The sequence below is a fragment of the Streptomyces cinnamoneus genome (assembly GCF_002939475.1).
GTDB lineage: Bacteria > Actinomycetota > Actinomycetes > Streptomycetales > Streptomycetaceae > Streptomyces > Streptomyces cinnamoneus_A.
The window spans coordinates 761,192-776,869 of sequence record NZ_PKFQ01000001.1; the positions used below are offsets into that span (position 1 = coordinate 761,192).

At 72.7% G+C, this 15,678-nt stretch carries 1 protein-coding gene; it reads right to left on the reverse strand.

What is annotated here, in order from left to right:
- Window positions 1–64 precede the first annotated feature (64 nt).
- On the reverse strand, window positions 65–15,670 hold the full coding sequence (locus CYQ11_RS03475; protein ID WP_099199032.1) for a type I polyketide synthase: 15,606 nt from the start codon (window positions 15,668–15,670) through the stop codon (window positions 65–67).
- Window positions 15,671–15,678: the final 8 nt, after the last annotated feature.

Sequence of the window (15,678 nt, forward strand, 5' to 3'; positions counted from 1 at the left end):
TTAGCGATTGTGGTGCTCGGCAGAGCTCGGGCGGCGGGGCCGCCCGAGCTCCTTTCGGCGGTGCTCAGGAGAGTCCGAGCTCGTTGTCGATGAAGGCGAACACGTCTTCGTGCGTCGCCGTTTCGAAGCGTTCGGCGGCCGTCGGCTCCGGGGTTTCCGGTCCGGTGGCCTCCGTCCACTTCGCGAGGAGGAGCTGCAGCCGGGCGGTCACCCTGCTGCGGGTCTGCTCGTCCGGCTCGGCCGCGCTGATCGCGGTCTCGAGCCGGTCGAGCTCGGACAGGACCGGGTCGCCGGTGGCCCCGGTGTGCGGAACGGTTTCGGTGAGCAGGTGCTTGGCCAGCACGACCGGGGTCGGGTGGTCGAACACCATGGTCGCGGGCAGCCGCAGGCCGGTGGCCGCGTTGAGGCGGTTGCGCACCTCGACGGCGGTCAGTGAGTCGAAGCCGATCTCGCTGAACGGCCGGGAGGGCTCGACCTCGTGCGGCCCGGCCAGGCCCAGGACGGCCGCGGCCTCGGTACGGACCAGGTCCAGCGCGGCACGGTCGCGCTCGGTCTCGGAGAGGCCGGCGAGCCGCTGGGCGAACTCCGAGACCTCGGTCCCGGTGTCGCCCTGCCCGCCGTCGGCGGCCTCCAGCAGTGCGGGCACCTCGGGCACGCCGTTGATCAGCGGGCGCGGCCGGGCGACGGTGTAGCCGGGCACGAACCGCGCCCAGTCGACGTCGGCGACCGTGAGGGCGGTGTCGCCGTGCCCGATGGCCTGCTCCATGGCGGTGACCGCGAGGTCGGGCGCCATCACCCGCAGGCCGCGGCGCAGCAGTTGCTCGCCGGCCTCGCCGTCGGCCATGCCGCCCTCGGCCCACGGCCCCCACGCCACCGAGGTGGCGGCGAGGCCGCGTTCCCGGCGCTGCTCGGCGAGGGCGTCGAGGAAGGCGTTGCCCGCCGCGTAGGCACCCTGCAGACCGCTGCCCCAGGTGGCGGAGATGGAGGAGAACGAGACGAACGCGTCGAGTTCGACGTCGGACAGCACCTCGTCGAGGTGCAGGGCGCCCGCCGCCTTCGCCGCGACGATGTCGGCGAACTCGGCCAGGCTCATCGCGGGGAGCGGGGTGCCCTGGCCGACGCCGGCCGCGTGCACGACCGCCCGTACCGGGTCGCCGTCCGCCGCGAGGCCCTTGACCAGGGTCGCCACCGCGTCGCGGTCGGCGATGTCGCAGGCGGCGAGGGTGACCCTGGCGCCGAGCCCGGTCAGCTCCGCCTCCAGGTCCCGGGCGCCGTCCGCGTCCGGTCCGCGCCGGCTGGTCAGGACGACGTGCTCGGCGCCGTTGCGGGCCGCCCAGCGCGCGACGTGCCCGCCGAGCGCGCCCGTGCCGCCCGTGACGAGGACCGTGCCCCGCGGCTGCCACCGCGCGGCGGCAGCGGCCTCGCGCAGCGGCGCCCGGACGAGCCTCCGGCCGAACACTCCGGACGTACGGATCGCCAGCTGGTCCTCGTCCTCGATCCCGGCGAGCGCCGCGCACAGCCGGCCGCGGGCCCGCTCGTCCAGCGCCTCGGGCAGGTCGACGAGACCGCCCCAGCGGCCGGGGTGTTCGAGCGAGACGACCCGGCCGAGCCCCCAGGCCTGCGCCTGCGCGGAGCTGGTGAGCCGGTCGGCGCGGCCGACCGAGACCGCGCCCCGCGTGAGCAGCCACAGGGGCGCCTCGACGCCCGCGTCGCCGAGGGCCTGCACGAGCAGGAGGGTGTTCGACACGCCCCTCGGCACGACGGCGTACTCGGCGTGCGGCCGGTCGTCCACCGCCAGGAGGGAGACGATGCCCGCCAGGGCCTTGTCGCCGGTCGCCTCGCGGAGCCGTGCGGCGACCCCGTCGCGGTGCAGGACGTCCTCGGCCAGTTCGAGCCGGATCACCGAACCCGACCGGGACTCCACCGACGCGGCCACGTCCGCCGACAGCCCCTGCTGCTCGGTCCCGGACTCCGCGGTGACCAGGAGCCAGGTGCCCGTGAGGACGGAGTCGGCGGGCTGAGCCAGCGGCTTCCACTCGACCCGGTAGCGCCAGTCGTCCACGGTGGACTGTTCGCGCTGCTTGCCGCGCCAGGTGGACAGGGCCGGCAGTACGGCCCGCAGGGCCTCGCCGTCGACCTCCAGGGTCCCGGCCAGCGAGTCGGCGTCGAGCCGCTCGACCGCCGACCAGAACTGCGCGTCCGCCGCGCCGGCCTCGCCCGCCTCAGCGGACGCGGCCGACTCCAGCCAGTAGTGACGGCGCTGGAAGGCGTAGGTCGGCAGGTCGACGCGCCGGGCGTTGCGGCCCGCGAAGAACGCCGCCCAGTCGGGAGTCACGCCGGCCACGTGGAGGCGGCCGAGCGCGGTGACCAGGGCCTCCGGCTCGGGGCGGTCCTTGCGGAGAGCCGCGATGAGTTCGGGCTCGCCGGTGACGGACTCCTGGGCCATGCCCGAGAGCACACCGTCGGGGCCCAGCTCCAGGAAGACGGAGACGCCCTGGTCCTCAAGCCAGCGGACACCTTCGCCGAAGCGGACCGCGCCGCGAACGTGACGCACCCAGTAATCGGCGGAAGCGACGTCCTCAGCCTGACCGGTCAGGTTCGACACGACCGGGATGCGGGGCTGCTCGTAGGTCAGACCCTCGGCGACGCGGCGGAAGTCGTCCAGCATCGCCTCCATGTGCGGCGAGTGGAACGCATGGCTCACCCGGAGACGACGCGTCTTGTGACCGGCCTGAGCGAAGACCTCACCCAGCTCCGTCACCACATCCTCGTCACCAGCGATCACCACAGACGACGGACCGTTGACCGCCGCGATCGACACCTGGGCCTCACGGCCCTCCAAGTGCGCAGCCACAGTCGTCTCATCAGCCGCAATGGCCAGCATCGCGCCACCGGCAGGGAGCGCCTGCATCAACCGGCCACGCGCGGCGACCAGCGTGACCGCGTCCTCCAGGGACAGCACACCCGCCACGTGCGCGGCAGCAAGCTCACCAATCGAGTGACCCGTCACGTAGTCCGGACGCACACCCCACGACTCGACCAGCCGATAGAGCGCCACCTCAAGGGCGAAGAGCCCGGGCTGGGTGTAGCCGGTCTGGTCCAGCGCGTCACCGTGCTCGAACAGCACCTCACGCAGCGGACGGTCCAGCACCCGGTCGAACTCGGCACACACCGCGTCCAACGCCTCGGCGAACACCGGGAACACCTCGTACAGCTCCCGGCCCATACCCGCACGCTGCGACCCCTGGCCCGAGAACAGCACCGCCGACAGACCACCGTCACGCGCGGTGCCGCGAACGACGCCCGCGGCGGACGTTCCCTCGGCGAGGGCAGCGAGGCCGCGGAGAAGCTCCTCGTGTTCGGTGCCGACGACCACTGCCCGGTGCTCAAGAGCAGCCCGCGTGGTCGCGAGCGAGAAGGCGACGTCGACCGGCGAGACGCCGTCGGTGACCGCCGCACGCAGGCGCTCGGCCTGTTCCTTGAGCGCGCTCTCGGACTTCGCCGACAGCACCCACGGCACGAGGCCGGGGACGGGCTCGGCAGCGGCGCGCTTGCCACCCGCCGGAGCCTGCTCAAGAACGACGTGGGCGTTGGTGCCGCTGACGCCGAAGGACGACACACCCGCGCGACGCGGACGGCCGGTCTCCGGCCAGGCGGTGTTCTCCGTGACCAGCTCGACGGAACCCGCCGTCCAGTCCACGTGCGTGGACGGACGGTCGACGTGCAGGCTCTCCGGAACCATCCCGTTATGCATCGCCATGACCATCTTGATGATGCCGGCGGCACCCGAAGCAGCCTGCGTGTGACCGATGTTCGACTTCACCGAGCCGAGCAGCAGCGGCCGGTCGCCGTCGCGCTCCTGGCCGTAGGTGGCCAGCAGGGCCTGCGCCTCGATCGGGTCACCCAGCGTGGTGCCGGTGCCATGCGCCTCGACCACATCGACGTCGGACGCGGACAGACCGGCGTTCGCCAGCGCCTGGCGGATCACCCGCTGCTGCGAGGGACCGTTCGGCGCCGTCAGACCGTTCGACGCACCATCCTGGTTGATGGCCGAGCCCTTGACGACCGCGAGCACCTCGTGGCCGTTGCGGATCGCGTCGGACAACCGCTCGACGAGAAGCAGGCCCACGCCCTCGCCCCAGCCCGTACCGTCCGCGGCCTCCGCGAACGGCTTGCAGCGCCCGTCCCGGGCGAGGCCGCCCTGGCGGCTGAACTCCTGGAAGGCACCCGGCGTCGACATCACGGCGACACCACCCGCGACCGCCATCGAGCACTCGCCGTTGCGCAGCGACTGCGCCGCCAAGTGCAGGGCGACGAGGGAGGACGAGCACGCGGTGTCGACAGTCACCGCCGGGCCTTCCAGGCCGAGGGTGTAGGCGATGCGGCCGGAGACGACGCTGGCCGAGCTACCGGTCAGCATGTAGCCGTCGACGCCCTCGGGCAGGGCGCCCAGGCCGAGGCCGTAGCCGGAGGTACCGGCGCCGGCGAAAACGCCGGTCTGGCTGCCGCGCAGCGAGGTCGGGTCGATGCCCGCCCGCTCGAACAGCTCCCAGGCCGCCTCCAACAGCAGGCGCTGCTGCGGATCCATCGCCAGCGCCTCACGCGGCGAGATGCCGAAGAACGCCGCGTCGAACTGACCCGCGTCGTAGACGAAACCGCCCTCGGGCGCGAAGTTCGCGCCCGCTCCGAACAGGCCCTCGACGTCCCAGCCTCGGTCGTCCGGGAATCCGGCGAGCGCGTCGCCGCCGGACAGCATCAGCTGCCACAGCTGCTCCGGGGAGCGCACGTCGCCGGGGAGGCGGCAGGCCATGCCGACGATGGCGATCGGCTCGTCCGTGCCGGTCGGCGTGGCGACGATGGCGTCCGCGACGGCTCCGGCCCCGGCGACCTGGCCGAGGAGGAAGTCGGCGAGAACGGCCGGGCTCGGGTAGTCGAACACCACCGTCGCCGGCAGCTTCAGACCGGTGGCCGTGGCAAGACGGTTGCGCACCTCCACCGCGGTCAGCGAGTCGAATCCCATCTCCCGGAACGCCCGAGTGCGCTCCACATCCTCAGCGGACGCATAGCCGAGCACAGACGCCGCGGTGGAACGCACCAGGTCGAGGACGACCCGCAGCTGCTCGGCGACCGACAGCCCGGCCAGCTGGGCCGCGATGCCGGACGTCTCCGCCGCTTCGGTGTCCCCGGAGCCGCCGTCGGCCAGGGCCTTCGCGGCCTCGGGGATGTCACTGATGAGGGGACGCGGGCGGGCGGCGGTGAAGCCGGGCACGAACCGCGCCCAGTCCACATCCGCAACCGCCACGAACGTCTCATCGTGCTCGACGGCCTGCACCAGAGCCGACACCGCCAGCTCCGGCGCCATCGGCAGGACGCCACGACGACGAAGGTGCTGCTCGGCGTCTTCCGAGGAAGCCATGCCGCTGTCGGCCCAGGCACCCCACGCGATGGAGGTTGCGGTGAGCCCACGGGCACGCCGGTCGGCGGCGACCGCGTCGAGGTAGGCGTTGGCCGCGGCGTACGCGCCCTGGCCGCTGCCGCCCCAGACACCGGCGTTGGAGGAGAACAGCACGAACGCGTCCAGCTCGGAGTCACCCAGCAGCTCGTCGAGATGACGCGCGCCGGCCACCTTGACCGTCAGGACGTCGGCGAGAGCCGGGTCCGTCATGTCCGCCACCGCCGTGAACTCGCCGACACCAGCTGCGTGGAGCACGGCGTTGACCGGGTGCTCGGCCAGCAGCTGCGCGAGCGCGTCGCGGTCGGCAACGTCGCACGCGGCGATCGTCACGCGGGCGCCGAGCGCGGTGAGCTCCGCCTCCAGCTCGGCGGCGCCCGGGGCCTCCAGGCCGCGCCGGCTGGTGAGGAGGAGGTGCTCCGCGCCGTTGCCGGCCGCCCAACGGGCCACATGCCCACCCAGAGCACCCGTACCACCGGTGATCAGCACCGTGCCCCGCGGCTCCCACGTGCGCGGAGCGGCAGCCCCACCCAACGGGGCCCGCATCAGTCGACGGCCAAAGGCACCCGACGAGCGCAGCGCGATCTGGTCCTCGTCACCGGCACCGCCGGCCAGCAGGGCCACCAGCCGGCCCGCAGCCCGCTCGTCCAAGCCCTCGGGAAGGTCAACGAGACCGCCCCAACGCTCCGAGTGCTCCAGACCGACCACCCGGCCGAAGCCCCACACCTGCGACTGGGCGACGTTGGTAAGCCGGTCGGACCGGCCGACGGACACCGCACCGCGGGTGAGCAGCCACAGCGGCGCGGCAACGCCCGCATCGCCCAGTGCCTGCACCAGAGCCACCGTGTCGGCCAGACCACGCGACATCACCGGGAACTCGGGATGCGCGGCATCCTCCAGCCCCAGCAACGACACCACACCGTCGACCTCGACACCGGCCAACCGCTCGGCAAGCCCAGCCCTGGACACGGAACCGTCCAGGCCCAGACGCACCACCTCGGCACCGGCGCGCTCCAGCACCTCCGACACCACATCGTCACCAGCCGAAACGACCAGCCAACGACCCGACACAGCAGCAGAGTCAAGCGAGAGCGGCTTCCACGACACCGCATAACGCCACTCGTCCACCCGCGACTGCACGTTGCGGCGACGGCGCCAGGCCGACAGCAGCGGCAGTGCCGCGCTCAGCCTGTCCTGGTCTTCGACCTCCAGCGTCTGCGCCAGAGCGGTCAGGTCCTCCTGCTCGACGGCGGCCCAGAACTCCGCGTCCTCGGCGCTGCCCTTGATGGCGAAGTCGATGTCCACCGGGGGCTGTTCGAGCCAGTAGCGCTCGCGCTGGAAGGCGTAGGTCGGCAGGTCGACGCGCCGACCGCCGGCGAGGAACGTCCCCCAGTCGACGGTGAGCCCTCGTGTCCAACCCTCGGCCAGCGAGGTGGCGAAGCGGACGAGCCCGCCCTCCTCACGGCGCAGGGAGCCCAGGACGACGGCGTCGGCGCCGACAGCGTCGATCGTCTCCTGAACGCCCAGATTGAGAACAGGGTGCGCACTGGCCTCGACGAAGAAGCGATAACCCTGCTCGACGAGCGCCTTCGTGGCCTCCTCAAACCGCACGGTCTCCCGCAGGTTCGTGTACCAGTACTCAGCATCCAGGCCAGACGTGTCGAACCAGTCAGCGGTCACCGTCGAGAAGAACGGCACCTCAGCCGCACGCGGAGCGATCTCCGCCAGCACGGTCGTCAACTCACTGCGAATGGCCTCGACATGAGCGGAGTGCGACGCGTAGTCCACCGGGATCCGGCGCGCCCGCACCTCATCCGCCTCACAGGCGGCCAGCAGAGCATCCAGCTCCGCCACATCACCAGAGACGACCACGGACTTGGGGCCGTTCACGGCGGCGACAGACAGACCACCGGTCAGGCGCTCCCGCACCTGCTCCACCGGCAGCGCGACGGACACCATGCCGCCCAGACCCGACAGAGCCAGGATCGCCTTCGACCGGAGAGCCACGACCTTGGCGGCGTCCTCCAGCGAGAGCGCACCCGCAACACACGCCGCGGCGATCTCACCCTGCGAATGACCCACCACAGCAGCCGGGTTGACACCGTGCGAACGCCACAGCTCCGCCAGCGACACCATCACCGCGAACAACACCGGCTGCACCACATCAACGCGCTCAAGCGCCTCAGCGTCATCCAGCACATCGAACAGCGACCAGTCCACGTACGACGACAACGCCGCCGCACACTCCCGCATCCGCTCAGCGAACACGGGCGAGGTCTCGATAAGTTCGGCAGCCATACCGACCCACTGCGAACCCTGACCCGGGAACACAAAGGCCACCTTGCCCCGCACATCCGCGACGCCCGTGACCACACCGGACGCGTCAGCGCCCGCCGTGACGGCCGCCGTACCGGCGGCGCGGTCCGGGCCGAGGACGACGGCCCGGTGGTCGAGCATCGCGCGGGTGGTGGCCAGGGAGTGGCCGACGTCGAGCGGCGACAGGTCGCCGTTCGCGGTGGTGTACGCACCCAGCCGCTCGGCCTGGGCACGCAGGGCGGCTCCGGACTTGCCGGACAGCAGCCACGGGACGACGGCCGGAGCGGCCACCGGCTCCGGCTCGGCGGCTGCCGGGACCGGCGGGGCCGGCGGCGCCTGCTCCACGATGACGTGGGCGTTGGTGCCGCTGACGCCGAACGAGGAGACACCGGCGCGCCGCGGCCTGCCGAAGTCCGGCCATGCCTTCGCGTCGGTCAGCAGCGACACCGCGCCGACGGACCAGTCCACGTGCGGGGTCGGCTCGTCGGCATGGAGCGTCTGCGGCAGCACGCCGTGGCGCATCGCCATGACCATCTTGATGACGCCGGCGACACCGGACGCGGCCTGGGAGTGTCCGATGTTGGACTTCACCGAGCCGAGCCACAGCGGACGGTCGCTGTCGCGGTCCTGGCCGTAGGTCGCGAGCAGGGCCTGGGCCTCGATCGGGTCGCCCAGCGTCGTACCCGTGCCGTGGGCCTCCACGACGTCCACGTCGTCGGTCGCCAGACGGGCGTTGGCCAGTGCGTGCCGGATGACGCGCTGCTGGGACGGGCCGTTGGGTGCGGTGAGGCCGTTGGAGGCGCCGTCCTGGTTGATCGCCGAGCCCTTGACGACCGCGAGCACGTCGTGGCCGTTGCGGCGGGCGTCGGACAGGCGCTCCAGCAGAAGCAGGCCCGCGCCTTCGGACCAGCCGGTGCCGTCGGCGTCCGCGCCGAAGGCCTTGCAGCGGCCGTCGTACGAGAGGCCGCCCTGCCGGTCGAACTCCCGGAAGATGCCGGCCGTGGACATGACGGTGACACCGCCGGCGAGGGCCATCGTGCACTCGCCGTTGCGGATCGCCTGCGCCGCCAGGTGCAGGGCGACGAGCGAGGACGAGCAGGCCGTGTCGACCGTGACCGCCGGGCCTTCGAGGCCGAACGTGTAGGCCACGCGGCCGGACACCACGCTGGTGGTGGTGCCCGTCATCAGGTAGCCCTCGACGCCCTCGGGGAACTCGGAGACGTTGGTGGCGTAGAGGGACGAGGAAGCGCCCGCGAACACGCCGGTCCGGCTGCCGCGCACCGACATCGGGTCGATGCCGGCCCGCTCGAAGACCTCCCAGGCCGTCTCCAGCAGCAGCCGCTGCTGCGGGTCCATCGCCAGCGCCTCACGCGGGCTGATGCCGAAGAACGCGGCGTCGAACTGCGGGACCTCGTAGACGAAGCCGCCCTCGTGGGTGTTGGTGATGGTCTCGCCGTCGGCGTCCGCGCCGTAGAGGTTGTCGATGTCCCAGCCGCGGTCCCGGGGCAGTTCGGATATCGCGTCGGTCGCGGTGCGCACCACGCGCCACAGGTCGTCCGGGGAGGACACGCCGCCGGGGTAGCGGCAGGCCATGCCGACGATGACCACCGGGTCGTCGTCCTTGGCCACCGTGGTCGCGGCGGTGAGGGGCGTGGCGGTCTCGGCCACGTCGCCCAGCACTTCGGACCACAGGTGTTCCACGAGCACCAGCGGCGTCGGGTAGTCGAACACGAGCGTCGCGGGGAGCCGCAGGCCCGTGGCGGCGGTGAGCCGGTTCCGCAGTTCCACCGCGGTCAGCGAGTCGAAGCCGAGCTCGCGGAACGGGCGGCCGGCGTCGACCAGGTCGCCCGTCGCGTGTCCGAGGACGGCAGCGGCCTGGCCCTGGATGAGGTCGAGCAGCGCGGCACGCTGCTCGCTCTCGTCGAGCCCGGCCAGGCGGGCGGCCAGGCCGGAGACCTCCGCGTCGGCCCGGGAGGCCGCCGCGCGCCGCGCGGAGGTCCGGACCAGGCCGCGCAGCAGCGGCGGGACGTCCCCGCCGCGGCCGAGGGCGGCGGTGTCCAGGGGGATCGGCACCAGTTGTGCCTCGTCGACGGCGGACGCCGCGTCGAGCAGGGCCAGGCCGTGCTCGGAGGTCAGGACGCCGAAGCCGCCGCGGTTCATCCGGGCGAGGTCGGCCTCGTCGAGGTCGCCGGTCATGGCGCTGCGCTGGGCCCACATGCCCCAGGCCAGCGACTGCCCCGCCAGGCCCTGGGCCCGGCGGTGCTGGGCGAGGGCGTCGAGGAACGCGTTGGCGGCCGCGTAGTTGCCCTGACCGGCGCTGCCCAGCGTCGCCGACGCCGAGGAGAACACCACGAACATGGCGAGGTCGAGGTCCCGCGTCAGCTCGTGCAGGTTGAGGGCGGCGTCGACCTTGGGCCGGAAGACCCCGTCGATCCGCTCGGGGGTCAGCGAGGAGATCACGCCGTCGTCGAGGACGCCCGCGGTGTGGACGACTCCGGTCAGCGGCCGCTCCAGCGAGCCGAGCACGCCCGCCAGCGCCTCACGGTCGGCCACGTCACACGCGGCGAACCGCACCTGCGCGCCCAGCCCGGTCAGCTCGACCTCCAGCTCCGCCGCACCCTCGGCCTCCGCGCCACGACGCGACACCAGCAGCAGGTGACGCACACCGCGCTCGGCCACCAGGTGACGGGCGACCAGCCCACCGAGGGTGCCGGTGGCGCCGGTGAGCAGCACCGTGCCCTCGGGGTCCAGCTCACGCGGCATGGTGAGGGCCACCTTGCCGACGTGCTTGGCCTGGCTGATGAAACGGAACGCCTCACGCGCCCGCCGCACGTCCCACGCCTTGACCGGCAGCGGCTCCAGCGCACCCTGCTCGACCAGCGCCACGAGGTCCGTCAGCAGGGTCTGCGTGTGGTCCGGGCCGGCCTCGGCCAGGTCGAACGGCCGGTACTCGACGTCGGGGAAGTCGGCCGCCATCACGTCCGGCACCCGGATGTCGGTCTTGCCCATCTCCAGGAAGCGGCCGCCGCGGGGCAGCAAGCGCAGCGAGGCATCGATGAATTCGCCCGCCAGCGCGTTGAGTACGACGTCGACGCCCTCACCGCCGGTGACGGCGAGGAACTTCTCCTCGAACTCCAGGTCGCGGGAGGAGGCGATGTGGTCGTCGTCGAGGCCGAGGGAGCGCAGGACGTCCCACTTGCCCTCGCTCGCCGTCGCGAACACCTCGGCGCCGAAGTGCCGTGCCAGCTGGATGGCGGCCATGCCGACACCACCGGCACCGGCGTGCACCAGCACCTTCTCGCCGGACCGGAGACCGGCCAGGTCCCGCAGACCGAACAGCGCCGTCAGGAACACGATCGGCGCGGAGGCCGCCTGTTCGAACGACCAGCCCTCGGGTACGGGGGCGACACGGCGGCGGTCGGCGACCATGACCGGGCCGAACGCCCGCTCCACCATGCCCATCACGTGGTCGCCCGCCGCGAGGTCGGTCACGTCCGGGCCGACCTCGGTGACGACACCGGCGACCTCGCCGCCCATGACGGCCGCGCCGGGGTACATGCCCAGGGCGATGAGGACGTCACGGAAGTTGACGCCGGCGGCGCGGACGGCGATGCGCACGTCGCCGGGGGCCAGCGGTGCCAGCGCCTCGTCGTCCACCTGGATGTCCAGGCCGTCCAGGGTGCCGCCGCCGAGCGGGCCGACGTACCAGCCGGGCTCCCCCACCGGCGGCACGAGCGTGCCGTCCGATCCGACGCGGGCGAGCCGCGGCACGTGGGCGACGCCCGCGCGCAGGGCGACGTGCGGCTCGCCCGAGGTGACGGCCGCGGGCAGGGCCTCGGCGGAGGCCGCCTCGGCGTCCAGGTCGGCCAGCACGATGCGGCCGGGGTTCTCCGACTGCGCCGAACGCACCAGACCCCACACCGCGGCACCGGCCAGATCCGTGACGTCCGCGTCGTGGCCGACCGCGACCGCACCGCCCGTGACGACCACGAGGCGGGAGTCGGCGAACCGGTCGTCGGCCAGCCAGGTCTGGAGCACGTCGAGGACGCGGTACGTCGCCGTGCGGGCGTCGGCCGCCACGTCGCCGGCCTCGCCCGTGCCCGTAGCGGCGAGCAGGACGAAGTCGGGGGCGAGCCCGGCGAGGTCGTCCAGGGAGTCCGCCGTCTCGACGGGGACGCCGAGGCCGGCCGTCCACGGGCCGAGCGCCGCCCATCGGGCGGGCGTGGCCTCGGCTGCGGCCAGCGTGGTCCACTCCGTACGGAACAGGGAGTCGCGGAAGGCGGTGCGCCGTTCCGGTTGGTGCGCCGAGGCTGCGCGGAGCACGAGGGACTCGACGGCGGCCACGGGGGCACCCGTCTCGTCGGCGACCTCCACGGCCACCGCGTTCGTACCGGCGGAGGTCAGGCGCACCCGCACCACGGACGCACCCGTGGCGTACAGCGAGACGCCGCTCCACTCGAAGGGCAGGCCCGCCCGGCCCGTGTCCTCGACGAAGCTGCCGAGGCTGATGCCGTGGAGCGCCGCGTCCAGGAGCGCCGGGTGCAGCCCGAACGCCGCCGCACCGGCCTCCTCCTGCTCGGGAAGGGCGACCTCGGCGAACACCTCGTCGCCGCGCCGCCAGGCCGCGCGCAGGCCCTGGAAGACCGGGCCGTAGGCCAGTCCGGCCTCGGCGAGCCCTCCGTACAGCCCCTCCACCTCGACCGCCTCGGCACCGGCCGGCGGCCAGGCGGAGAGGTCGAAGTCCGCCGGGCGGGCCGACTCGGCGAGAGTGCCGCTGCCGTGACGCGTCCACAGCTCGTCATCACCCGCATCATCCGCACGCGAGTGAACAGTGAACGCACGACGACCAGACTCATCAGCCGCCGACACCGCCAACTGCAACTGCACACCACCACGCTCAGGCAGCACCAACGGCGCCTCAAGCGTCAACTCCTCGACCCGGTCACACCCGACCTGATCACCAGCACGCACCGCAAGCTCAACAAACGCAGTACCCGGCACGAACACCGCACCCGACACCACATGATCAGCCAACCACCCATGCGTCGCCACCGACAACCGACCCGTCAGCAACAACCCATCAGCATCAGCCAACGACACCACAGCACCCAACAACGGATGATCCGCAGCACCCAGACCAGCAGACGCCACATCACCCACAAAACCCACCGCACGCCCAGGCCAAAAACGCTCACGCTGGAACGCATACGTCGGCAGGTCCACGATCGAGGAACCGGCGAAGAGGGATCCCCAGTCGAGGGCGACTCCGGCCACGTGGAGCCGGCCGAGGGCGGTGACCAGGGCCTCGGGCTCGGGGCGGTCCTTGCGCAGGGCGGCGACCAGCTCGGGCTCGCCTGCGACGGACTCCTGGGCCATACCGGAGAGGACTCCGTCAGGGCCCAGCTCGAAGAAGGTCGTGACGCCCTGGTCCTCAAGCCAGCGCACGCCCTCACCGAAGCGCACGGCTCCACGGACGTGACGCACCCAGTAGTCGGCGGAAGCGACGTCCTCAGCCTGGCCGGTCAGGTTGGAGACGACCGGGATCGACGGCTGCTCGTAGGTCAGGCCCTCGGCGACCTGGCGGAAGTCCTCCAGCATCGCGTCCATGTGCGGCGAGTGGAACGCATGACTCACCCGGAGTCGGCGGGTCTTGTGACCGGCCTGGGCGAACGTCTCCCCCAGCTCCACGACCACGTCCTCGTCACCAGCGATGACGACAGACGACGGACCATTGACGGCAGCGATCGACACCTGGGCCTCACGGCCCTCCAGGTACGCCGCCACCGTCGCCTCATCAGCGCCAACGGCCAGCATCGCACCGCCCGCAGGAAGCGCCTGCATCAGACGACCACGCGCAGCAACCAGCGTGACGGCGTCCCCCAGCGACAGCACACCCGCCACATGAGCCGCAGCCAACTCACCGATCGAGTGACCCGTCACAAAGTCGGGCCGCACACCCCACGACTCAACCAGCCGATACAGCGCCACCTCAAGGGCGAAAAGCCCAGGCTGAGTGAAACCGGTCTGATCCAGCGCCTCACCCTGCTCGAACATCACCTCACGCAGCGGACGCTCAAGCACCCCGTCAAACGCACCACACACCGCGTCCAACGCCTCGGCGAACACCGGGAACGCCTCATACAGCCCCCGACCCATCCCCGCACGCTGCGAACCCTGACCCGAGAACAGCACCGCGAGCTGCCCGGTGCCTCGGGCCACGCCGGTCACCACGCCGGCGCCCGGCGCCTCCTCGGCGAGCGCGGTCACGCCGCGCAGCAGTTCGTCGCGGTCGCGGCCGACGACCACGGCGCGGTGGTCGAGGGCGGCGCGGGTGGTGGCGAGCGAGAATCCGAGGTCGGCCGGGGACAGGTCGGCGCGGGCCTCGACGTGGTCGCGCAGCCGGGCCGCCTGGTCCCGCAGCGCCCCGGCGGTCTTGCCGGACAGCAGCCAGGGCACGACCTGGAGGGTCGAGGGTCCGGCCTGCTCGGCGGCCGGCTCGGTCTCCTCCGGCTCCGGGGCCTGCTCGACGATCACGTGGGCGTTGGTGCCGCTGAAGGAGAACGACGAGACCGCGGCGCGGCGGGGCCGGCCGGTCTCCGGCCAGGGCCGGGCCTCGGTGAGCAGCTCGACGGCGCCGGCGGACCAGTCCACGTTCGGGGTGGGCTCGCCGACGTGGAGGGTCTGCGGCAGGACGCCGACGCGCAGTGCCATGACCATCTTGATGATGCCGGCGACGCCCGCCGCCGCCTGGGAGTGGCCGATGTTGGACTTCACCGAGCCGAGCCACAGCGGCTGGTCGGCCGGCCGGCCCTGGCCGTAGGTCGCCAGCAGTGCCTGGGCCTCGATCGGGTCGCCCAGGGAGGTGCCGGTGCCGTGGGCCTCGACCGCGTCGACCTCGGCGGCGGACAGCCGGGCGTTGGTGAGGGCCTGGCGGATCACCTTCTGCTGCGAGCGGCCGTTGGGGGCGGTCAGGCCGTTGCTGACACCGTCCTGGTTGACGGCGCTGCCGCGGATGACGGCGAGGACGCGGTGGCCGTTGCGCTGGGCGTCGGACAGCTTCTCCAGCAGCAGCAGGCCGGCGCCCTCGCTCCAGCTGGTGCCGTCGGCGTCCGCGGCGAAGGGCTTGCAGCGGCCGTCGGAGGCCAGGCCGCGCTGGCGGCTGAACTCCGTGAACGCGCCGGGGGTGGCCATGACGGCCACACCGCCGGCGAGGGCCATGGAGCACTCGCCCTTGCGCAGGCTCTGGCAGGCCAGGTGCAGGGCGACCAGCGCGGACGAGCAGGCGGTGTCGAGAGTGACCGCGGGGCCTTCGAGGCCGAGGGTGTAGGCGATGCGGCCGGAGACGATGCTGGTGGCGGCGCCGGTGGCGAGGTGACCCTCGACGTTCGCGGCCTCCACCGAGGCCTCCAGGGCGTTGCCGTAGCCCTGGGAGTAGGCGCCGACGAACACGCCGGTCTGACTGCCCCGCAGCGATGACGGGTCGATGCCGGCCCGTTCGAACACCTCCCACGAGGTCTCCAGCAGCAGTCGCTGCTGGGGGTCCATGGCCATGGCCTCGCGGGGCGAGATGCCGAAGAACCCGGGGTCGAACTCGGCGGCCCCTTCGATGAACCCGCCCTCGCGGGCGTAGCTGGTGCCGCTGCTCTCCGGGTCGGCGTCGAAGAGGCCCTCCAGGTCCCAGCCGCGGTCGGCGGGGAAGGGCGAGATGCCGTCGGCGCCGTCGGCGACCAGCCGCCACAGGTCCTCGGGGGTTTCGACGCCGCCGGGGTAGCGGCAGCCCATGGCGACCAGGGCGATGGGCTCGGAGTCCTGGTCCTCCACCTCGCGCAGCCGCTTGCGGGCTTCGCGGAGGTCCGCGGTGACCCGCTTGAGGTACTCGAGGAACTTCTCTTCGTTGGACATGGAGTCAG

What these genes read in the sequence shown, in the direction of transcription:
- CYQ11_RS03475 (WP_099199032.1), bottom strand. Translation starts at nt 15,670, where the DNA reads ATGTCCAACGAAGAGAAGTTCCTCGAGTACCTCAAGCGGGTCACCGCG.